Source organism: Winogradskyella damuponensis (assembly GCF_039538385.1).
In the GTDB taxonomy this organism is placed as follows: domain Bacteria; phylum Bacteroidota; class Bacteroidia; order Flavobacteriales; family Flavobacteriaceae; genus Winogradskyella; species Winogradskyella damuponensis.
This window is the reverse complement of record NZ_BAABCB010000007.1, coordinates 27,866-51,572: the sequence shown is the minus strand read 5'-3', so window position 1 is coordinate 51,572 and position 23,707 is coordinate 27,866. Positions and strand designations below refer to the sequence as shown.

Sequence of the window (23,707 nt, the reverse complement as noted above, 5' to 3'; positions counted from 1 at the left end):
AACATATATTTAAGTATTTTACAGGCAGTTTATGGCTCAAACAACAAGATTAAATAAAGTATTAAGGGAATTAAATATCTCAATAGATCGTGCAGTGGATTTTTTAGAATCCAAAGGTATCGAGATTGAGAAAAGCCCTAATACTAAAATTTCGCAAGAAGTTTATAACACGCTTTCTGATGAATTTCAGACAGATGCATCTAAACGTGAAAAAGCTCAAGAGGTTAGTGAAGCAAAACTTAAAGAAAAAGAAGAGCTTCGTGAACAGCGAGAACGCGAAATTGAAGAAAAGCAAAAGCAAAAGGCAGAAAGAGAATCTGTAGTTAAGGCTAAAGCTGAGTTAAGTGGCCCAAAACAAGTTGGTAAAATTGACTTAGATAAAAAGCCAAAATCTAAAAAAGAAGAGGCTCCTAAAGCACCTGAAGTTAAGGAAACTCCTAAGGTTGAAAAACCAGTCAAAAAAGAGGAAAAACCTAAGGTTGAGGTCAAAAAAGTTGAAAAGCCTGAAGAACCTCAAAAGAAAGAAGAGGTTAAGAAAGTAGAAAAGGTTGAGAAAACTGAAAAAGTAGAGAAGGCCGAAACGAAAGAGGTTTCTACTAAAAAAGAAACTAAAAAAGAAGAGCCTAAAGCACCTTCTGAGCCAGTTGAAGAAACTATTAAGACACAGTATAAGAAACTTACTGGTCCAGTTACCACAGGTAAAAAAATAGACCTTTCTCAATTCAACAAACCTAAAAAGAAAAAAGAAGACAATAAACCAGGAGCTTCTGGCGATGCTAATAAGCGTAAAAGACGTAGAATTAGTAAAGGCGGAAATGACTCAGGTGGAAAACCTAAGTTTGATAATAGAAGAGGAGGTCCAAAAGGACGTGGAGGAAATGCCAGACCAAAAATTGTTAAGGAAGAGCCTACAGAAGAAGATGTAAAAAAACAAATTAGAGAAACACTTGAGAAATTACAAGGTAAATCTAATAAAGGAAAAGGCGCTAAATACAGAAGAGATAAGAGAGATCAACACAGAGAACAAAGTGAAATCGATCAAGAAATCGCTGCAGCAGAAAGCAAAACAATAAAAGTTACAGAGTTTGTAACCGTTAGTGAAATTGCTACAATGATGGAAGTTGGAGTAACACAAGTTATTTCAGCATGTATGTCTCTTGGTATGATGGTAACCATGAACCAAAGGTTAGATGCAGAAACTTTAACTATAGTTGCAGAAGAATTTGGTTACGATGTAGAGTTTATTAAAGCTGATATTGAAGAATCAATAGAAGATGTTGTTGACGATCCTAAAGATTTATTACCTCGTGCACCAATTGTTACAGTAATGGGGCACGTAGATCATGGTAAAACATCATTATTAGACCATATACGTAAAGAAAATGTAATTGCTGGTGAATCCGGTGGAATTACACAGCACATTGGTGCATATGGTGTAGAACTAGAAAATGGACAAAAAATAGCATTTTTAGATACACCAGGTCACGAAGCCTTTACAGCGATGCGTGCTCGTGGTGCTCAAGTTACAGATATTGCTATTATTGTAGTTGCTGCGGATGATGCTATAATGCCTCAAACAAAAGAAGCGATTTCTCATGCACAAGCGGCTGGAGTACCAATCGTATTTGCAATTAACAAAATAGATAAACCAGATGCCAATCCTGAAAAAGTAAAAGAAGGATTAGCACAAATGAATCTCTTAGTAGAAGATTGGGGTGGAAAAATTCAATCACATGACATTTCTGCTAAAATGGGAACTGGTGTTAAAGAATTATTAGAAAAAGTATTGCTAGAAGCTGAATTGCTAGAATTAAAAGCAAACCCTAATAAAGCAGCAAGCGGAACAGTAGTGGAAGCTTACTTAGATAAAGGTAGAGGATATGTGTCAACAATTTTAGTACAAGCAGGTACTTTAAAAGTTGGTGATTATGTTTTAGCCGGAAAGAATAGTGGTAAAGTAAAAGCTATGCAAGATGAGCGAGGCCACGATGTTAAGGAAGCAGGTCCTGCAACTCCAGTATCTATACTTGGTTTAGATGGTGCGCCTCAAGCAGGTGATAAGTTTAATGTCTTTGCAGATGAGCGTGAAGCAAAACAAATTGCAACTAAACGTACTCAGTTACAACGTGAGCAATCTGTTAGAACACAACGTCATATTACACTTGATGAGATTGGAAGACGTATTGCTCTTGGTGATTTCCAAGAACTTAATATAATTCTTAAAGGTGATGTAGATGGTTCTGTAGAAGCATTAACAGATTCTTTCCAAAAATTATCTACTGAAGAAATTCAAGTTAATATTATACATAAAGGTGTTGGTGCCATTACAGAAAGTGATGTCTTATTAGCAACAGCTTCAGATGCTATTATTGTTGGATTTAATGTACGTCCTGTTGGAAATGCAAGAATGATTGCTGATAAGGAAGAAATTGATATCAGAACGTATTCTATTATCTATGCTGCAATTAACGATCTTAAAGATGCTATGGAAGGTATGTTATCTCCAGAGTTAAAAGAAGAGGTTACAGGTACTGCAGAAATTAGAGAAATATTTAAAGTTTCTAAGATTGGAAATATTGCAGGTTGTATGGTTATGAATGGTAAAATCTTTAGAAATTCTAACATAAGAATTATTAGAGACGGAGTCGTTGTTCATACAGGTACACTAGAAGCTTTAAAACGTTTTAAAGACGATGTTAGAGAGGTAGCTAAAGGTTATGATTGTGGTATGCAAATTAAAGGTTATAACGACATTGTAATTGGTGATGTTATCGAAGCATTCCAAGAAGTAGAAGTAAAGAAAAAGTTAAAGTAATAACTTATAACAAATAAAAAAACCGACAAGTAATTGTCGGTTTTTTTTATGAGATAAAATTAGAAAACATGAGTTATTTAAAAGGACTCATTGCAGTTGTTTTAGAAGCTATTTAGTCGTCTGTTTTAGGTTGAAAAATAATAGCATTCATATACTTCTTTTTAATTTTTACACCAGCGCGTTCAGCTTCTAACTTTGTAGCAAAGTTGCCTACCCAAACTTTATAATTTGGAGTGTTCCATACAATTTCTACAGGCCATTCACTGTAAGCGTTTAAAAAGTTAGCTTTTTCTCGAGCAGCCTTATCAGGATCCACGCTTTGAAATACTTGTATTTTATAGACCTTAGAGGTTTTGATATCTTTTTTGTATTCCAATAATTTATCAATATCACTGTCTTGGCTAACGTTAACTGTTCCTTCTTGCGAATGAAGGGAAATAGATAATGCTAGACCTAAAAAGACAAGACAAAAAGATTTATTTCTTAATTTCATAGAGTAATTATTTATTGGCAAAGGTATAATTTTCAGAAGAACATGTGTGATTTTTTTATCTACATTTTAGCTGTAATCAATTATACTTCAAGCTGTCGGTAATTAAGGAACGAATATTCAATCATTAAATTTTTGAAATACATTATTTAGAATTGGTATAAATTATATATTAACACTTCTCTAAGATTTCCAAAATCGACTTTAAATGTTACTTTTGCCAGAGTTTTTATAAACATCTTTTTTCAAGTTTTTAATGAAAAAATCGTACCAAAGTTTAGAAGATAATTCAACTTATTATATGAAACAAGTGATTTACCGTAGTTTAACCTCAAGGATAGTTAGTCTTTGTTTTGCACTATTGCTTGCATTTTCGACCTCACTTACAGCTCAAGAAGGTGATCCAGTTAATGGAAAATCGCTCTATAATTCTAATTGTGCAGCGTGTCATAAGCTAGATAAGCCAATGACAGGTCCTGCATTACGTAATGTAGAGGCAAGATTGGCAGATGAGCAAGGCTTAGATAGAGAATGGCTTAGTGCTTGGATTAGAAATAGCTCTTCGCTTATTAAATCTGGAGACGCGTATGCGAATAAGATCTTTAATGAGTATAACGGAACTCCTATGACGCCGTTTCCACAGTTAAGTGATCAAGATATTTCAGATATTTTGGCTTATACTGCTGAGGAGAAAAAAGAACCTGTAGTTGTAGAAAGCAACACTAATGAAGGTGCTAGTCAGCAAGGTGGTGTTTCAAATGATATCATTTTAGGTGCTTTAGCCTTATTGTTTGGGTTATTAGCAATGGCGTTAGTGTTAGTAAACCGTACGTTAAATCGTTTTGCTAAAGCTAAAGATATTGAAGTCTTTACAGCGCAAGAAAAAAGAACACCATTATGGAAGGCGTTTGTTCAAAATCAATTTTTAGTATTGGTTACAGCAATTATCTTCTTGTTAGCAAGTGGTTACTTTGTGTATGGTTACTTTATGCAAGTAGGTGTAGATCAAGGTTACGAACCTGTTCAGCCTATTCATTATTCGCATAGAATTCATGCAGGCGACAATGGTATTGATTGTAAGTACTGTCACTCATCAGCTAGAGTAAGTAAGACTTCAGGTATTCCTTCTTTAAATGTTTGTATGAATTGTCATAAATCAATTTCAGAAGTCGCACCAGAAACTTTAGCAGAAGGCACAGAGTATGGTGTAGATTACAATGCGGAAATTCAAAAATTATACGATGCTGTAGGTTGGGATGGAACTGGTTATACTGGAGATTCTAAACCTGTTAAGTGGATACGTATTCATAACTTACCTGATTTTGCTTATTTCAATCACTCACAACACGTAGAGGTTGGTGGTATTGAATGTCAGACTTGTCATGGTCCTGTTGAGGAAATGGAAATAATGTACCAAAATGCACCATTAACTATGGGCTGGTGTATTAACTGTCACAGAGAAACAAATGTAAAAGTTAAAGACAACGAATATTATACTAAGATACACGAAGAATTATCTAAAAAGTATGGAGTTGAGCAGTTAACTGTGGCGCAGATGGGTGGATTAGAATGTGGAAAGTGTCATTATTAAATTAAATAAGAAGTAATTCAAAATTATATGTCATCAAACAAGAAATACTGGAAAAGTGTTGAAGAACTAAACGAAAATAGTTCTATTGTTGAGGCGCTACAACAAAATGAATTTGTGGAACCAATTCCTACAGATGAATTTTTAGGAGACAAAGAATCGTTAGAATCTTCGTCTACATCGCGTCGTGATTTCTTAAAATACGTTGGTTTTAGTACCGCAGCAGCTTCTTTGGCGGCTTGTGAAGGGCCAGTAATTAAGTCAATTCCTTACATAGTTCAGCCAACTGAGATTATTCCTGGTGTGGCTAACTATTATGCAACAACGATTGCAGATGGTTTTGATTTTACAAGTGTTTTAGTAAAAACAAGAGAAGGAAGACCTATTAAAATTGAGAATAACACTGAAGCTGGGGCTAGTGGTATTGCAAATGCGAGAGTTAATGCTTCCGTTTTAGGATTATACGATAACCTTAGAGTAAAATCGCCAATGAAAGGTGATTCTAAAATCTCTTGGGAGACGTTTATGTCCGAAACAACTTCAAAATTAAATGGGCTTAATGGTAAGGCAATTGTGTTTTTAACGCAAACATTGCCAAGTCCATCAACAAATAAATTGATTGCAGATTTTAAAGCTAAATATGGCAACGTAAACCACGTTGTTTATGATGCTGTTTCAGAATCTGCTACTTTAGATGCTTACCAAGCGAAGTACGGAGTAAGAGGAATGGCTAATTACGATTTCTCTAAGGCTAAGACTATTGTTTCTATTGGAGCTGATTTCTTAGGAGATTGGCAGGGTGGAGGCTTTGAGTCTGCTTATGCTAAAAAACGTATTCCTGAAGATGGTAAGATGTCTAGACATATTCAGTTTGAATCTAATATGTCATTATCTGGTGCAAATGCAGATAAGCGTGTGCCATTAACACCAAGTCAGCAAAAAATAGCTTTAGCTAAATTATACAGTGAAGTCACTGGAAATTCTGCTGGTGGTGCTAAGCTTCCTGAAGGATTAGACGCAGCCGTTAAAGCAGCAGCTAAAGAGATTAGCAAAGCCGGTAGCAATGCCGTTGTGGTTACAGGTATACAAGATGTAAATGCACAAACTGTAGTGTTAGAGTTAAATACTTACTTAAAGAGTAAGGCATTTGACCCTAAAACAACAATAAAAACAAGACAAGGAAGCGATAAAGCAGTTATGCAATTGGTTTCTGATATGAAAGCAGGAAAAGTTGGAGCTATCATCATGAATGGTGTTAATCCAATATATACATTGCCAAATGCTTCTGATTTTTCAGAAGGTCTTGCAAAAACAGAATTGTCAATTGCGTTCTCAATGAAACAAGATGAGACGTCAACTAATTGTCAATATATCGCAGCAGCACCTCATTATTTAGAATCATGGGGAGATATCGAGATGAAAGCTGGTCATTACTCAATGATGCAACCAACAATTCGTCCGTTATTTGACACTAAGCAATTTCAAGAGGTATTAATGGGTTGGACAGATAAGTCAGGTTCATATAGAGACTTCTTAAAATCATATTGGACAACAAATATATTAGGTGGTGCGTCATTTAATAAGGCGGTTCAAGATGGTGTTTTCGTGTCTAGTTCTGCAAAGAATGGTGGAAATAGTTCTTCAACAAGTACAGAAACCACAACAGCGTTAAAAGATAAAAAAGATAGAACTTTCCTAGGTGGCGTTATTCATGATGTTGCTGTAGGAGTTGGTATAAAAGATGAAGATAAGGACGAATATGTAACAAACACAACAGCAACTACTGTTAATAATGGTGGTTCAGTTGCAGGAGGTTCAGTTTCAGCTTTATCTGGTGGTGAAGCCGCAAGAGCTTTAGCAAGTTCGGCTAAAGGTAGCGCAATGGAATTATTGCTTTATACCAAGACAGGAATGGGTGATGGTCAACAAGCTAACAACCCATGGTTACAAGAATTTCCAGATCCTATTACAAGAACAACTTGGGATAATTACTTAACAGTTTCTCAGGCAGATGCTGATAGGTTAGAGTTGAAAAATTGGAATGTAGCTAATGGTGGGTTAAATGGTAGTTATGCAAAAGTTTCAGTTAATGGAGCAGAAGCAATTACAGTACCAGTAATCATTCAGCCAGGACAAGCAAAAGGATCTGTTGGTTTATCTTTCGGTTTTGGAAGAACATCAAAAGGTTTAAAAGAAGAAATGAAAACAGGTGTTAACGCTTATCCGTTATACCAAAATTTCAATTCAGTTCAAAACGTTACTATTGAAAAAGCTTCTGGTGAGCACGAATTTGCTTGTGTACAGTTGCATAATACTTTAATGGGACGTGGAGATATTATTAAAGAAACTACTTTAGAAGTCTTTAATACAAAAGATAAGAAGCACTGGAATGCAGTTCCTGTTGTATCTCTTAATCATATAGAAACACCTGTAACATCTCCAGATGTAGATTTATGGGATGAGTTTGATCGTTCTATAGGTCATCACTTTAACTTATCAATAGACTTAAACGCCTGTACGGGTTGTGGAGCATGTGTAATTGCATGTCATGCAGAAAATAACGTTCCTGTTGTTGGTAAATCAGAAATGAGACGTAGTAGAGATATGCATTGGTTGCGTATTGATAGATATTATTCTCATCAAGATACATTTGAATCGGATGATGCTAAAAAAGATGGTTTCTCTGGTTTATTTGGAGATAATGGATCTTTAGGAGGCTTTGGTGAGATGGAAAATCCTGCAGAAAATCCTCAAGTAGCATTTCAACCAGTAATGTGTCAGCATTGTAATCATGCACCTTGTGAAACAGTTTGTCCTGTTGCTGCAACAGCTCATGGTCGTCAAGGGCAAAACCACATGGCTTATAACCGTTGTGTAGGTACACGTTACTGTGCAAACAACTGTCCTTATAAAGTACGTCGTTTTAACTGGTTCTTATACAATAAGAATGATGAGTTTGATTACTACATGAATGATGATTTAGGACGTATGGTATTAAATCCAGATGTAGTAGTGCGTTCTCGTGGTGTAATGGAAAAATGTTCTATGTGTATTCAAAAGACACAAAAAACAATTCTTGATGCTAAGCGTGACGGACGAGAAGTTAAAGATGGAGAATTCCAAACAGCTTGTTCTGCGGCATGTGGAAACGGAGCGATGGTGTTTGGTGATATTAATGATAAGGAGAGTAAAATCTCAGCATTAAAAGAAGATGATCGTATGTATCATTTGCTAGAATACGTAGGTACAAAACCAAACGTAATCTATCAGACAAAGGTGAGAAATACATCAAAAGCATAAATAACTAAATAAAAAGTTAAATAGTTAGAAGTTGAAATAAACAACAGCTTTTAGCATTTAAACAAATCAACATTTAAACAATAAAGAATGGCGTCTCATTACGAAGCACCTATTAGAAGACCATTAGTAACAGGAGAAAAATCGTATCACGATGTTACTGTTGATGTCGCAAGACCAGTTGAAGGTAAAGCCAACAGATCATGGTGGATAGTTTTCAGCATTGCGTTGGTCGCATTCCTTTGGGGAATAGGTTGTATTATTTATACCGTATCTACCGGTATTGGAGTTTGGGGTCTTAATAAGACTGTAAATTGGGCTTGGGATATTACTAACTTCGTTTGGTGGGTTGGTATTGGTCACGCAGGAACTTTAATTTCTGCAGTACTTTTACTCTTCCGTCAAAAATGGAGAATGGCAATTAACCGTTCTGCGGAAGCCATGACTATTTTCTCAGTAGTTCAAGCGGGTTTATTTCCAATTATTCACATGGGTCGTCCATGGTTAGCATATTGGGTATTACCTATACCAAATCAATTTGGTTCGTTATGGGTAAACTTTAACTCACCTTTACTTTGGGATGTATTCGCGATTTCTACGTACTTATCAGTATCACTTGTATTTTGGTGGACAGGTTTATTACCAGATTTCGCTATGTTACGAGATAGAGCAGTTAAGCCTTTCCAAAAGAAAATATACGCTTTAGTAAGTTTTGGTTGGTCTGGAAGAGCAAAAGATTGGCAACGTTTTGAAGAAGTATCTTTAGTACTTGCAGGTTTAGCAACTCCTTTAGTACTTTCTGTACACACTATTGTATCTTTTGACTTCGCAACATCTGTTATTCCTGGTTGGCATACAACGATTTTCCCACCTTATTTTGTTGCAGGTGCAGTATTCTCTGGATTTGCTATGGTAAACACGCTTCTTATTATTATGAGAAAAGTGTGTAACCTTGAAGATTATATAACAGTACAACACATAGAATTAATGAACATTGTAATAATGATTACAGGTTCTATAGTTGGTGTGGCTTATATTACTGAGTTATTTATTGCATGGTATTCTGGAGTAGAGTACGAACAATATGCATTCTTAAATAGAGCAACAGGACCTTATTGGTGGGCATATTGGGCAATGATGTCTTGTAATGTATTCTCACCTCAGTTTATGTGGTTTAAGAAATTAAGAACAAGTATCATGTTCTCTTTCTTTATCTCTATTGTTGTAAACATTGGTATGTGGTTTGAGCGTTTCGTAATTATCGTAACATCACTACATAGAGATTATTTACCATCATCATGGTCTATGTTTTCACCAACGTTTGTAGATATTGGAATTTTTATTGGAACAATTGGTTTCTTCTTTGTATTATTTTTACTGTATTCTCGTACATTCCCTGTAATAGCACAAGCAGAAGTAAAAACAATTTTAAAATCATCTGGGGAGCGTTATAAAAACATTAGAGAACGCGGTGATAGTTTAGTTGGAACAGGAGCAGATGCTAGAACATCAAATTTAGCTGCCAATACTATTACACCAACAAAACCAGTGGTTTCATCGGAAGATAATTCTACTAAAGTAAATGACCTTTTAGGTACTATTGGAGCGTTTGATGCCACAACAGGTACTGCAGACGATTTAAAGAAAATAAATGGTATTGGTCCAAAGATGGAAGAGGTGTTAAATAGTATAGGTATTTACACATTCCTTCAGGTAAGTAAGATGACGAAAAAAGAATATGACTTGTTAGATGCAATTACAGGTTCTTTCCCAGGAAGAGCAGAACGTGATGATTGGTCAGGACAAGCTAAAAATTTATTAAACAACTAATATAGTCTATGGAAGCTTCGAGAGTAATTCATGCTATTTATACAGATGATGATGTACTAATGTCAGCCGTCAAAACGGTTAGATCAGAAAAACATCACATTGAAGAGATATATACACCTTTTCCAGTTCATGGACTAGACAAGGCAATGGGATTAGCGCCTACACGCTTAGCAATAACAGCTTTTTTATATGGTTGTGTTGGTTTAACTGTAGCTATTGTAATGATGAATTTTATAATGATTGAAGATTGGCCTCAAGATATTGGAGGTAAGCCAAGCTTTAGTTATATTGAGAATATGCCATCATTTGTACCAATTATGTTTGAGCTTACAGTGTTTTTTGCAGCTCACTTAATGGTTATAACTTTTTACCTAAGAAGTAGAATGTGGCCGTTTAAAAAAGCAGAAAACCCTGACCCAAGAACTACAGATGACCATTTCTTAATGGAAATTGCTGTGCATAATAATGAAGATTCATTAACTGCATTGTTACAAGAAACAGGAGCTGTTGAGATAAATATTGTTGATAAAGATGAAGATGCACATTAATATGAAGATAGCCACAAAATATATCGTAGCATTAGTATTATTGGTAAGCTTTGTGTCTTGCCAAAAGAACTCTAGACCCAATTACCAATATATGCCAAACATGTATGAGTCAGTTGGTTATGAAACATATCAAGAATCTGACGCATTTAAAAATGGTGTAGAAGCCCAATTACCTGCAGAAGGATCAATACCAAGAGGTGATTTTATGCCTTTTGAAATTGAAAATACAAATGAAGGTTTTGCGTATGCAAAAGCGAATTTAAAAAGTCCTTTAGATTCTTTACAAGTAGATTATACAGAAGGTAAGATACTATATGACATTTACTGTGGAATTTGTCATGGTAACAAAGGAGATGGTAAAGGTAAATTGGTTCAACGCGAAAAGATTTTAGGGGTTCCTTCTTACGATGATGTAGGAAGAGCAATTACTACAGGAAGTATTTACCACGTTATTTATTACGGTAAAAACACAATGGGTTCTTATGCTAACCAATTGAACGAGACTGAGCGCTGGCAAGTAGTAGCTTACGTTGAGAAACTGAAAGCAGATTTAGAAAAGTAAGATTTAGATAAAGATTATATAAATGGAATATAAAATTTCAAATCGATTAAGAATATTTGCTATTGTTCTTGTAATTTTAGGAGCAATTGGCGTCACTTCTGGTTTCATATCTTCTAAAAGCTATGAAACGGTAGAAGATGTAAAAGAATTGTTGGCAAGTGAAGCTCACCACGGTGATGCTCACGAAGCAGATGTACATGATGATGCTCACGGAGAAGCAGAATTACATGGTGAAGAAGCTCATGCTGAGGAAGGACACAAAATGAGTCATGAAGAACATGTCTTACACCAAATTCATAACAGACCTTATGCCGCACTTTATGTAGCAGCATTCTTTTTCTTTATGATTGCATTAGGGGTATTAGCATTTTATGCTGTACAATATGCTTCTCAAGCAGGTTGGTCGCCTGTACTGTTTAGAGTCATGGAAGGTATTACATCTTATGTTTTACCAGGTGGTGTTATCTTATTAATAATCGCATTTGTTGCAGATAGTCATTTGTTTATCTGGTTAACTGATGGTATGACTACAGTAGGTCACGATAATTATGATGCGCTTGTCGCAGGGAAATCAGGTTGGTTAAATAAAACAGGATTTTTTATAAGAGGTGCTGTATTTTTAGCAGGTTGGTCTGCTTACCAATATTTTTCTAGAAAGTTCTCAGTTGCTCAAGATAATGCTGATATAAATGATAACAGAAACTTTAAAAAGAACTTCAGAATTTCAGCAGCATTTTTAGTATTCTTTATTTACACAGAATCAATAATGTCTTGGGACTGGATAATGAGTGTAGATCCACACTGGTTTAGTACCTTGTTTGGATGGTACTTATTAGCAGGTATGCTTGTTTGTGGTGTAACTACAATTGCCATGATAGCAATTTACCTAAAATCTAAAGGTTTATTAGAACATGTAAACGATAGTCATATCCATGATTTAGCTAAATTTATGTTTGGATTTAGTGTATTCTGGACTTACTTATGGTTCTCTCAATTCATGTTAATTTGGTATTCAAATATTCCAGAAGAAGTTACTTATTTTGTAACACGTATTGAAGATTATAACTTACCTTTCTTTGGTATGGTAGCTATGAACTTTGTATTCCCACTATTATTATTAATGAATAGTGACTTCAAACGCGTAAATTGGTTTGTAATAATGGCAGGAGTTGTAATTCTTTGTGGTCATTACGTAGATATTTTCAATATGATTATGCCTGCAACAGTTGGTGATAGATGGTTTATTGGAATTCCTGAAATAGGAGCAATTTTATTATTTGGTGGTTTATTTATGCTTGTTGTCTTTACAGCATTAGGTAAATATCCATTACTAGCTAAAGGAAATCCATTTATTAAGGAAAGTAAAAATTTCCATTATTAATTTTAAATAAGAACAGAAACGATAATGACTGCTTTATTAACTATTATAATTGTACTCTTTGTAGCTGTTGCCTTGTGGCAAATGGTAAAGATTTTTGACTTGGCCCAAGTAGGCACAACAAATTCCCAAATTGCGGACGACCATGATAACAAAATCAATGGTTATTTAATGATAGGGTTTTTAATTTTTATCTATGTTATAACTATTCTTAGTTTTTGGTATTTAGGAGATTTACCATTAATGTCTAATGCTGCATCAGAACATGGTGTAGAAGTCGATAATCTTATGATTATCTCTATGGTAGTTATATTTATAGTACAGACTATTACGCAATTTTTACTACATTATTTTGCTTATAAATACAAAGGTGAAAAAGGAAGAAAAGCATTATTTTATGCAGATAATAACACTTTAGAATTTATTTGGACAGTAATTCCTGTAATTGTTTTAGCAGGTTTAATAATCTACGGTTTATTCACTTGGAATGATATTATGAATATCGATGAGGATGAAGACCCAATGGTTATTGAATTATATGCACAGCAGTTTAACTGGAAAGCACGTTATAGTGGTGCAGATAATGTCCTTGGTAAAGCGAATGTTAGATTAATAGACTTAGATCGTGCTAATATTTTAGGTGTCGATGAAGACGATCCTAATGCTCAAGATGATGTTATTGTAACAGAGCTTCATTTGCCAGTAGGAAAGCCGGTTGTATTTAAAATGAGATCTCAAGATGTATTACACTCAGCTTATATGCCGCATTTTAGAGCGCAAATGAACTGTGTACCTGGTATGGTAACTCAATTTGGTTTTACACCAACAATTACCACTGCAGATATGCGTCAAAATCCAGATATGGTTGAGAAAGTTAAAGATATTAACGCTCTTAGATTAGAACGTAAAGCCGAAATTGAAGAATCTGGACAAGAGTTGGTTTACGAGTTTGATTACTTATTATTATGTAACAAAATTTGTGGTACATCACATTACAATATGCAGATGAAGATTATTGTAGAAACACAAGAAGAGTTTGATGCTTGGATGAAAGAACAAACAACCTTTCCAAATTCATTAAATTAATAGAATTTTTTAAAGAAAAAGATAATAGATAGAGATTATGTCAGCAACTATAGATACACACGGTCACGACGATCACGACGTACATCATCACAAAGAAACATTTGTAACTAAATATATTTTTAGCATTGATCATAAAATGATTGCTAAACAATATTTAATTACAGGTACTATAATGGGAGTTATAGGTGTTTTAATGTCTATAATGTTTCGTATGCAAATTGCATGGCCAGAACAGCCAAACGTATTGTTTGAAGCATTACTAGGTAAATGGGCTCCAGACGGAGTTATGGATGCAGATATTTATTTGGCCTTAGTGACGATTCATGGTACTATTATGGTATTCTTTGTATTAACTGCAGGGTTAAGTGGTACATTTAGTAACCTCTTAATTCCGTTGCAAATTGGTGCTAGAGATATGGCTTCAGGATTCCTTAATATGGTGTCTTATTGGTTATTCTTTATTTCTTGTGTTATAATGATTAGCTCATTATTTGTAGAAGCCGGACCAGCAGCAGCAGGATGGACAATCTATCCACCACTATCTGCTTTGCCTATGGCATCAGGAGGTTCTGGTTTAGGAATGACTTTATGGTTAGTCTCAATGGCTATATTTATTGCATCATCTTTATTAGGATCTTTAAATTATATAGTAACAGTAATTAACTTACGTACTAAAGGGATGTCTATGACAAGATTGCCATTGACTATTTGGGCATTCTTTGTAACAGCGGTTATTGGTGTGGTTTCATTCCCAGTATTATTGTCTGCAGCGTTATTATTAATTATGGATAGAAGTTTTGGAACATCATTCTTCTTATCAGATATATTTATTCAAGGTGAAGTATTACACTACCAAGGTGGATCACCAGTATTATTCGAACATTTATTTTGGTTCTTAGGTCACCCAGAAGTATATATCGTTATCTTACCTGCTATGGGATTAGTGTCTGAAATTATGGCATCAAACTCTCGTAAGCCAATTTTTGGATATAGAGCGATGATTGCTTCAATCTTAGCAATTGCTTTCTTATCTACAATTGTTTGGGGGCACCATATGTTTATTTCAGGTATGAATCCTTTCTTAGGATCTGTATTTACATTTACAACATTATTGATTGCTATCCCATCTGCTGTAAAAGCCTTTAACTGGATAACAACCATATGGAAAGGTAATCTCCAAATGAATCCAGCCATGTTATTTTCTATTGGTTTTGTGTCTACCTTTATTACGGGTGGATTAACAGGAATCATTTTAGGTGATAGTGCATTAGATATTAACGTTCATGATACTTATTTTGTAATTGCACACTTCCACTTAGTAATGGGTATTTCTGCACTTTACGGAATGTTTGCAGGTATTTATCATTGGTACCCAAAAATGTTTGGTCGTATGCTAAATAAAAACTTAGGATATTTACATTTCTGGATCACTGCAATTTGTGCCTACGGAGTTTTCTTCCCAATGCACTTTATTGGAATGGCAGGATTACCAAGACGTTATTACACAAACTCTAATTTCCCGTTATTTGATGATTTAGCAAATGCAAATGTTATCATAACTATATTTGCTATTATTGGAGGTTTAGCACAAATTATTTATTTGTATAATTTCTTTGCAAGTATGTTCTTTGGTAAAAAAGCAGAACAAAATCCTTGGAGATCTACAACTTTAGAATGGACTACTCCTGTAAAACATATACATGGTAACTGGCCAGGAGCTATTCCTCACGTTTACCGTTGGTCTTATGACTACAGTAAACCAGGACATGATGTAGATTTTGTACCTCAGAATGTACCTTTAATGGAAGGTGAAGAGGAATTACAGCATTAAACAAATTTCTGCGAAGGCAGGAAACTCATAATAGATTAGAAAAGACCTCTGGATAGCTATCCAAAGGTCTTTTTCTTTATATTTGTTTTGACTTTGTTGTCATTCAGAGTGAAACGAAGAACCTATATTTCTAAGCTCAGTGTAACTTAATAAGATTCCCGTTTTCACGGGAAGTACTATGAACGAAAACCTAAATCCAAATAGCGATAACTTCACACCAGAAGAACTAGATGTCGAAAAGAAATTAAGACCTTTAACCTTTGAAGATTTTACAGGTCAAGATCAAGTCTTAGAAAACCTATTAGTTTTTGTACAAGCTGCGAACCTTAGAGAAGAAGCTTTAGATCACACCTTATTTCACGGACCTCCAGGACTAGGAAAAACGACCTTAGCACATATTTTAGCTAATGAGTTAGACGTAGGCATTAAAGTGACCTCAGGACCTGTTTTAGATAAGCCAGGAGACTTGGCAGGTTTGTTAACTAATCTTGATGACCGCGATGTGCTTTTTATTGATGAAATCCATCGTTTAAGTCCAATTGTAGAAGAATACTTATACTCTGCAATGGAAGATTATAAAATTGATATCATGATTGAATCTGGTCCAAATGCCAGAACTGTTCAACTTAACTTAAATCCATTTACATTAATTGGTGCAACCACACGTTCAGGGTTACTTACTGCTCCAATGCGCGCTCGATTTGGAATACAAAGTCGTTTACAATATTATAAAACCGAATTATTAACCACCATAGTGCAACGTAGTGCATCCATATTAAACATGCCAATTTCTATGGAAGCTGCTATAGAGATTGCAGGTAGAAGTAGAGGCACACCTCGTATTGCCAATGCGCTTTTACGACGTGTTAGAGATTTTGCACAAATAAAAGGGAATGGTAAAATTGATATTGGTATCGCTAAATTTGCCTTAAAAGCACTTAACGTAGATGCTTATGGATTGGATGAAATGGATAACAAAATCCTAACCACTATCATCGATAAGTTTAAAGGAGGACCTGTTGGTATTAGTACTATTGCAACGGCCGTTAGTGAAAGTACAGAAACCATAGAAGAGGTTTATGAACCTTTTTTAATTCAACAAGGCTTCATTATGCGTACTCCTCGTGGACGTGAGGTTACAGAACAAGCGTATAAACATTTGGGCAAAATAAAAGGACCAACCCAAGGAGGTTTGTTTTAACTTAAGCATATGAGTCTAAAACAAAATATACCCACGGTTCCTTTAAGTCGATTTATTAAACATTCATTAGAAATTTTAAAAAATCCACTGCCATTTCATCATAAAAATTTTGAGGAGCAAGGAGATGTTTTCAAGTTAAAAATTGGATTTAAAAACAGCGTTGTCTTTATTCGTGATGCTGCATTTGCCGAATATGTTCTTCAAAAGAATCAGAAGAACTATACCAAGTCTAAGATACAAACGGAAGATTTAGTGAAGTATGTTGGTAAAGGCTTGCTTACCTCAGAAGGAGAACATTGGAAAAAACAGCGTAAGCTCATTCAACCCGCTTTTCATAAAAAGCAGTTAGCAAATCTTTTAGAAAGTATTAAAAATGCAATTCTTTTAGAATACGGAAAAATCACATCGAATGAAGTGATAGATATCTTTCCTATTTTAAACGATTTGGCATTTCAAACGGTGGTGAAATCCTTGTTTAGCAGTGCCGCAAATCAAGAAGATATTAATCGCCTTCAATATATTACAGAACAGGCTCAAAAAATGTTGGTAAAAGAATTACGTCAACCATATTTGGGTTGGTGGTTTAATTTGAGTGGTGAAATTGAAAAACATATCGAACTCACCAACGAAGCACGTCAAATATTAAAACGCATTGTTAACGAACGAAGGGCTTCAAACATAAAAGCAGATGATTTGTTAGATATGCTTTTAGAGGCTAGGTACGACGATGGCAATGCTATGGAAGAAGAACAACTCATTGATGAAATCTTGATTCTATTTACAGCAGGACACGAAACCACATCAAATGCACTTACATTTACGACGCAATTATTAGCATTGCATCCAGAATGGCAAGATAAAATTTATGAAGAACGTCTGGCATTAAAAAGTGAAAGCGATGACTTAATGGATTTGGTAACAAAGTCTAAAGTTTGCCAGCAGGTTTTAGAAGAAGCTATGCGATTGTATCCTCCAGCGTATTTTATAGATCGTGTAAATAAGGCACCAGATACTTTTAATGGGATGGATTTTGAAGCCGGATCTAACTTATTATTTTCGGTATACGAAATACATCGTCACCCTAAACTATGGGACCAACCTAATGAATTTTTACCAGAGCGTTTTAATGAAGGTGGTCGTAAATTCTCATCACAATATTTTCCTTTTGGAGCTGGCCCACGAAAATGTATTGGAAATAATTTTGCGATGTTCGAAATGATCATTGCCGTTTCAGAGTTAGTTTCAAACTATAAAATGCATCCTGAGTTTAACACCATAGATATTACTCCTTTGATTACTTTAAAACCAAAGAATGCACTTTTAACGTTTGAAAAACGACACTAGTGATAAACAATGCTTCCAAATACAGTACAATCATTAAAGCTGAAGCAAAACGCCTTGGTTTTTTGTCTTGTGGTATTAGTAAGGCTGAATTTCTAGAAGCAGAAGCACCACGATTAGAAACTTGGCTAAATAAGAACATGAATGGTGAAATGCGTTACATGGAAAACCATTTCGATAAACGTTTAGATCCAACATTGCTTGTTGAAGGTTCAAAAAGTGTGGTGTCTTTATTGTTGAATTATTACCCATCAGAAACTCAAACAGATGATTCATATAAATTGTCTAAATATGCTTATGGTAACGACTACCATCACGTCATAAAACATAAGCTAAAATCATTATTGTATTTTATTCAAGATGAAATAGGCGAGGTTGGTGGACGCGCTTTTGTAGATTCTGCACCAGTGCTAGATAAAGCTTGGGCAGCAAAATCGGGTTTGGGGTGGATAGGAAAGCACTCTAATTTATTAACCCAACAAGTCGGCTCGTTTTATTTTATAGCCGAATTAATTATCGATTTAGAGTTAGAATACGATTACGCCACAACAGACCATTGCGGCACATGTACCAAATGTATTGATGCTTGCCCTACAGAAGCCATTACAGAACCTTATGTGGTAGATGGTAGTAAGTGTATCTCGTATTTTACTATTGAACTCAAAGAAAACATTCCAACAGAATTTAAAGGCAAATTTGACGACTGGATGTTTGGTTGCGATATCTGCCAAGACGTTTGCCCTTGGAATCGTTTTTCTAAACCGCATAACGAGCCTTTATTTAATCCACATCCAGAATTATTAGATATGACCAAAAAGGATTGGGAGGAAATTACGGAAGATACCTTTAAAAAAGTGTTTCAGAAATCGGCTGTAAAGCGGACTAAATTTGCTGGTTTGGAGAGGAATATTAGTTTTTTGAAGGATTAGTTTTTTTTACTTAAAAGTAAATCCAACGGAATATTTTAGAGCAAAATTATCACTAGACTTCTCAAGATTGTGATAACCATAGCGATAGAAAGCACCAAAGCCCATTCCTAAATAACCTAAATTCTGAAATGGTACCTTTATTAAATTATGAAGTTCTAAACCTGTTTCTAAAAATAAGTGGTTTTTAGTTTTAAATTCAATGTTTTGGTGATATTCATTATGGTCTAAATCACCAATTCCCACATTATTATAAAGCAAAATATCAGGTTGAAAATAACCTTTATTATTAAATAGTCTTCCAAAATTATGAGTAATAAATAAGTGTGCATACCTATCGGATAAAAACTCATAAGGTGTTACTGTTTGAAAATAATTTTTAACCACAAAGGGTATTTGTCGGTCTAAAGTCCCTTCTCCGGTAAATAGTAATCCATAAGGTAATGCAGTATCTATATAGCCTAAATCGAGTCGATAAGTTGTTCGGCCAATACCTTTAGTCATAAAACTATGGTCTAACGTAAAACACAGTTTGTTGTAACTAAAATTAGATTCAAAAGCACCTTCTAATCCTCTAGAATAAATAAGTTTTAAAACCGGAGCGTCATTAGCAAGTCTAGTTGTAGTACCAAAGGAATTAATTAGTTTTTCATTAACATGGTAACCAACACCAATGGTAACTTCAGAATTATTATAACCAGTTACCGAATTATTATTTTGAATAAATTGGTAGTTGTACAACGGATTTATTTTAGCAGTATTAAAACCCAAAAACCAGTTGATGTTTCTCAATAACTTCATGTCTGTTCTAATACTGTAAGATTCAATGGCATCCATTTGGCTCGCAATAATATTACGTGATACAAATGGATTGTTAACTTTGTTTCCAGAATAGGTACCAACCTCTCTAATGCTATTTTCATATTTTATATTAAAAGAAATATCTTTTTTTCCAGGCACATCAATCTCTAATTCTCCTCCATATTTCCATGTATCATCTTTAAATCCATAACCAGCAAATGCACCTAAGGAAACATTTTTAAGAATGTCGTCATTAGTGTAAAAACCAGCACCTAATCTTGTGCCTTCATATTTATTAAACCTTATGATGTTTAGCAAGTCTATATCAACATATTTTAAAGGATATTTTCCTTCAAATAACTTTTGAGGAATTGATAAATATTTATCAAGCTTTATTTTGTCTCCAATACTATCAATCAGTGCATAGGTTCGCAGTTCGCGTTTGTCTAAAGCTTCTCTTCTGTAATCATCCCAGTATTTCGAATCTCTTCCACCTACATTTTTAGGCAATGTGAGCGATACAAACGGAAAATCTTTCTTTTCCAATGTCGCATTTGGTGTAATTTCAGAAAGGTAACTTTTGCCAACATATTTAAAACTACCAAAACCTTGTCCCAAAATAATGACAAAATTCAACTGTTCAGGAAACCAATATTGATTATTTATAAATTTATATTTCTGTTGAATAGTAAAATCAATTTTTCCAGAGTTAAATGTAGAAGCATCGACGCTTTCAACTGCATATCTGTTAGAGTTGATGTAAAGTAACCCCTTTAAGCCTTCAAAATTTCTATTTGTCTTTGGTTCAAAAGAAATAACAAAAACTGTATCCTTACCTTTTAGGTATTCTTCTTTTAACCTGAATTTATATTTTTTTGTACTCCCTTTAGAAATAGGATTAAGGTAAGGTGTTTCAAAAAGTTCAATATGTTCATTATAAAATGAAAAAGGTTGAAATGCATTTGCCAGAACGGCAAAATTAGGATCTTTTAAACCAGATGTTCTTATCGCAATAATGCTATCTTCACTAAATCGTGGTTTTAAATATTTGTGTTTAGCGATGGTTTCTGTTATAAAAAAGTAAGAGTCCTTTAAAAATGTTTGAGTCTCCTTTAAGGAATCATTCATTGGTTTACTATCATCTACATCAACAACAATTTTATCGTAAGACTTGTAAGTGTAAGATTCTAAATTTTCCGGATTATTAATAGCTTTATTAGCAACTACATTTCTAATAATACGATGCGCTGGGTTTTCTCCATCGATAATAACTTCATCTAATTCGCTAAATTTTGATTTAAGTCTTATGATTTGAGAATTAATATCGTCTAGTTTTATTTCCTTTGTTTCATAACCAACATAGCTTATCGTTATTGTTTTGACGGTATTAGATACATAAAAAACTCCATCAATATCTGTAGACGTGCCTTTATTTTCTAATTCGCTAAAAAGCACATTTGCAAAAGGTATAACCTGTTCTGTTGTGTCATCAATAAGTATGAATTTTATATTAGTTTGAGTAAAAGCTTCAAAATTTATCAAAAGAAAAGTAAGTAGAAACAAGTACCTCATCATGTTACATCTGTTAGAAGTTACTAAATATCGGAATATTTTTTAGATCACTTGTTATTTATAACAAAGATTCAAAATCATTATCTTTGCGTCTTATTTCATTCAAATTATGAGCAAACAAAGTAAACGTATAGAAGCCCTATTATATCACGCAAAACCAACTCCTGGAAAGATAAAAGTAGTTCCAACTAAAAAATATGCCTCTCAGCGCGATTTGTCGTTGGCCTATTCTCCTGGTGTGGCAGAACCTTGTTTAGAAATTGCTAAAGACGTAGATAATGTATATAAATACACCGCTAAAGGCAATTTGGTTGCCGTTATCTCTAACGGAACAGCGGTTTTAGGTCTTGGAAATATAGGACCTGAAGCGTCTAAGCCTGTAATGGAAGGTAAAGGATTGTTGTTTAAAATATTTGCAGATATTGATGTTTTTGATATTGAAGTTAATACAGAAAACGTAGAAGAATTTATAGCTACTGTAAAGAATATTGCACCAACATTTGGAGGTATTAACCTTGAAGATATAAAAGCACCAGAAGCTTTTGAAATTGAACGTCGTTTAAAAGAAGAATTAGATATTCCTGTAATGCACGACGATCAGCATGGAACAGCAATTATTTCTGCAGCAGCATTAATTAATGCCATAGAGATTGCAAATAAAAATATTGAAGAAGTCAAAATTGTAGTTAGTGGAGCAGGAGCAGCTGCTATTTCTTGTACAAGATTGTACCAAGCCTTTGGTGCTAAGCGCGAAAATATTGTAATGCTAGATAGCAAAGGTGTTATTAGAGACGATAGAACTAATCTAACACCAGAAAAAGCTGAGTTTGCAACTCACCGTAGAATAGATACTTTAGATGAAGCTATGCAAAATGCAGATGTGTTTGTCGGTCTATCTCAGCCAGATATTGTAACGCCAGAGATGTTAAAATCTATGGCAGCAAACCCAATTGTGTTTGCTATGGCTAATCCTAATCCAGAAATAAAATACCAACTCGCAATAGATACTAGAGATGATATTATTATGGCAACAGGTCGTAGTGATCATCCTAACCAAGTTAATAATGTTCTAGGATTCCCTTTTATTTTTAGAGGAGCTCTAGATGTGAGAGCAACAAAGATTAACGAAGCTATGAAAATGGCAGCCGTTAAAGCTTTATCAGATTTAGCCAAAGAATCTGTTCCTGAACAGGTGAATATAGCTTATGCAGAAACAAAATTAACTTTTGGTAAAGAGTATATCATTCCAAAACCTTTTGATCCAAGACTAATAGCAGTAGTTCCACCAGCCGTTGCTAAAGCAGCAATGGAGAGTGGAGTCGCTAAAGAACCAATTGAAGATTGGGACCGCTATAAAAATTCATTATTAGAACGTCTAGGTTCAGATAATAAATTGGTACGTCTGCTATTAGGAAGAGCCAAAACAAATCCAAAACGTGTAGTTTTTGCAGAAGCTGACCAGCTTGATGTTTTAAAAGCAGCTCAAATAGCTTATGAAGAAGGGATTGCTCATCCAATTTTATTAGGACGTAAAGAGACTATCATCACATTGATGGAGGAAATTGAATTTGATGCCGATGTACCTATAATCGACCCAAAGTCAGATGAAGAGTTAGAACGCAAAAACCACTATGCAAAAGCTTATTGGAAAAAACGCAAACGTCAAGGTGTAACCATCTATTCTGCCGAAAAGAAAATGCGAGAACGTAACTATTTTGCAGCCATGATGGTTAATGTAGGAGATGCAGACGCATTAATTACGGGGTATTCACGTAATTATCCATCGGTAGTAAAGCCTATGCTAGAGTTAATTGGTATGGCAGATGGCGTAACAAGGGTTGCCACTACAAACCTAATGATGACGCAACGTGGTCCAATGTTTTTAAGTGATACATCAATTAATATAGATCCTACAGCACAAGATTTGGCTAAGATTGCACGTATGACTGCTAGAGTTACAAAAATGTTTGGTATAGAACCTGTAACAGCTATGATTTCATATTCTAATTTTGGATCTTCAGAAAATCCACGAGCAGAAAAAGTAAAAGAAGCCGTAGCTTATTTACATAAAGCTTACCCAGAAATGGTGGTAGATGGAGAATTACAAACCGATTTTGCTTTAAATGCTAAAATGCTTCAAGATATTTTTCCGTTTTCAAAATTAGCAGGTCGTAAAGTGAATACACTTATTTTTCCAAATTTGGATGCTGCAAATATTACTTATAAACTATTAAAAGAACTTAATAAATCAGAGTCTATTGGTCCGATTATGATGGGAATGCGAAAACCAGTGCATATTTTACAATTAGGAGCAAGTGTTGACGAAATTGTAAATATGACCGCTATTGCAGTTGTAGATGCTCAAGAACGAGAGCGAAGACAGCAGAAATAGACATTTTCTTAGTAGCTAATCTTGTCCTCTAAATGAAAATAATTTTATT

Annotated in this window: 15 protein-coding genes; 13 read left to right on the top strand and 2 right to left on the bottom strand. The window is 34.5% G+C overall.

The features are described from left to right. Positions 1 to 31: 31 nt before the first annotated feature. The gene (infB, locus tag ABD730_RS04425) at positions 32 to 2,815 is read left to right on the top strand and encodes a translation initiation factor IF-2 (RefSeq protein WP_334471552.1); all 2,784 of its coding nucleotides are present in this window, start codon (positions 32 to 34) and stop codon (positions 2,813 to 2,815) included. Between the two features lie 112 nt (positions 2,816 to 2,927). Here the strand turns inward: infB and ABD730_RS04420 are convergent, their stop codons facing one another. Then, complete coding sequence (locus tag ABD730_RS04420) at positions 2,928 to 3,308, bottom strand: SPOR domain-containing protein (protein WP_334471554.1); 381 nt, start codon at positions 3,306 to 3,308, stop codon at positions 2,928 to 2,930. A gap of 298 nt (positions 3,309 to 3,606) precedes the next feature. Between ABD730_RS04420 and ABD730_RS04415 the strand changes: the two genes are divergently transcribed. The 11 genes from ABD730_RS04415 (at position 3,607) to queG (ending at position 18,896) form a co-directional block, all read left to right on the top strand. After that, a complete protein-coding gene (locus ABD730_RS04415; protein ID WP_215928288.1) occupies positions 3,607 to 4,896 on the top strand; it encodes a c-type cytochrome in 1,290 nt (429 codons plus the stop codon). 27 nt (positions 4,897 to 4,923) lie between these two features. Beyond that, complete coding sequence (locus ABD730_RS04410) at positions 4,924 to 8,193, top strand: TAT-variant-translocated molybdopterin oxidoreductase (protein WP_334471556.1); 3,270 nt, start codon at positions 4,924 to 4,926, stop codon at positions 8,191 to 8,193. A gap of 87 nt (positions 8,194 to 8,280) precedes the next feature. Then, positions 8,281 to 10,020 (top strand): NrfD/PsrC family molybdoenzyme membrane anchor subunit, encoded by a 1,740-nt coding sequence (nrfD, locus tag ABD730_RS04405; protein ID WP_334471558.1) that lies wholly within the window; start codon positions 8,281 to 8,283, stop codon positions 10,018 to 10,020. Between the two features lie 8 nt (positions 10,021 to 10,028). Beyond that, the gene (locus tag ABD730_RS04400) at positions 10,029 to 10,568 is read left to right on the top strand and encodes a DUF3341 domain-containing protein (protein ID WP_215927868.1); all 540 of its coding nucleotides are present in this window, start codon (positions 10,029 to 10,031) and stop codon (positions 10,566 to 10,568) included. A 1-nt stretch (position 10,569) separates the two neighbouring features. After that, on the top strand, positions 10,570 to 11,130 hold the full coding sequence (locus tag ABD730_RS04395) for a c-type cytochrome (protein ID WP_334471560.1): 561 nt from the start codon (positions 10,570 to 10,572) through the stop codon (positions 11,128 to 11,130). Positions 11,131 to 11,152: 22 nt separating this feature from the next. Next, positions 11,153 to 12,511: a quinol:cytochrome C oxidoreductase gene (locus ABD730_RS04390; RefSeq protein ID WP_344712858.1), complete on the top strand. Its 1,359-nt coding sequence runs from the start codon at positions 11,153 to 11,155 to the stop codon at positions 12,509 to 12,511. A gap of 24 nt (positions 12,512 to 12,535) precedes the next feature. After that, a complete protein-coding gene (locus tag ABD730_RS04385) occupies positions 12,536 to 13,594 on the top strand; it encodes a cytochrome c oxidase subunit II (protein WP_215927866.1) in 1,059 nt (352 codons plus the stop codon). A gap of 37 nt (positions 13,595 to 13,631) precedes the next feature. Continuing rightward, a complete protein-coding gene (locus tag ABD730_RS04380) occupies positions 13,632 to 15,425 on the top strand; it encodes a cytochrome c oxidase subunit I (protein ID WP_215927865.1) in 1,794 nt (597 codons plus the stop codon). A 178-nt stretch (positions 15,426 to 15,603) separates the two neighbouring features. After that, positions 15,604 to 16,626, top strand: coding sequence for a Holliday junction branch migration DNA helicase RuvB (gene ruvB, locus ABD730_RS04375; RefSeq protein ID WP_334471564.1), 1,023 nt, complete (start codon positions 15,604 to 15,606; stop codon positions 16,624 to 16,626). A 9-nt stretch (positions 16,627 to 16,635) separates the two neighbouring features. Beyond that, positions 16,636 to 17,970 carry a cytochrome P450 gene (locus tag ABD730_RS04370; RefSeq protein WP_344712854.1) on the top strand — a complete coding sequence of 445 codons (1,335 nt, stop codon included), beginning with the start codon at positions 16,636 to 16,638 and terminating at the stop codon, positions 17,968 to 17,970. Further along, complete coding sequence (queG, locus tag ABD730_RS04365) at positions 17,970 to 18,896, top strand: tRNA epoxyqueuosine(34) reductase QueG (RefSeq protein ID WP_334471567.1); 927 nt, start codon at positions 17,970 to 17,972, stop codon at positions 18,894 to 18,896. The genes ABD730_RS04370 and queG overlap by 1 nt, the downstream gene beginning before the upstream one ends. Before the next feature lie 6 nt (positions 18,897 to 18,902). Here the strand turns inward: queG and ABD730_RS04360 are convergent, their stop codons facing one another. Next, entirely contained in the window at positions 18,903 to 21,236 is a 2,334-nt protein-coding gene (locus ABD730_RS04360; RefSeq protein ID WP_344712852.1) for a DUF5686 family protein, read from the bottom strand. Between the two features lie 139 nt (positions 21,237 to 21,375). Here ABD730_RS04360 and ABD730_RS04355 point away from each other — a divergent pair, with 139 nt between their 5' ends. Further along, positions 21,376 to 23,658, top strand: a complete 2,283-nt coding sequence (locus tag ABD730_RS04355) for an NADP-dependent malic enzyme (RefSeq protein WP_334471570.1) — start codon at positions 21,376 to 21,378, stop codon at positions 23,656 to 23,658. The last annotated feature ends 49 nt before the right edge of the window (positions 23,659 to 23,707 follow it).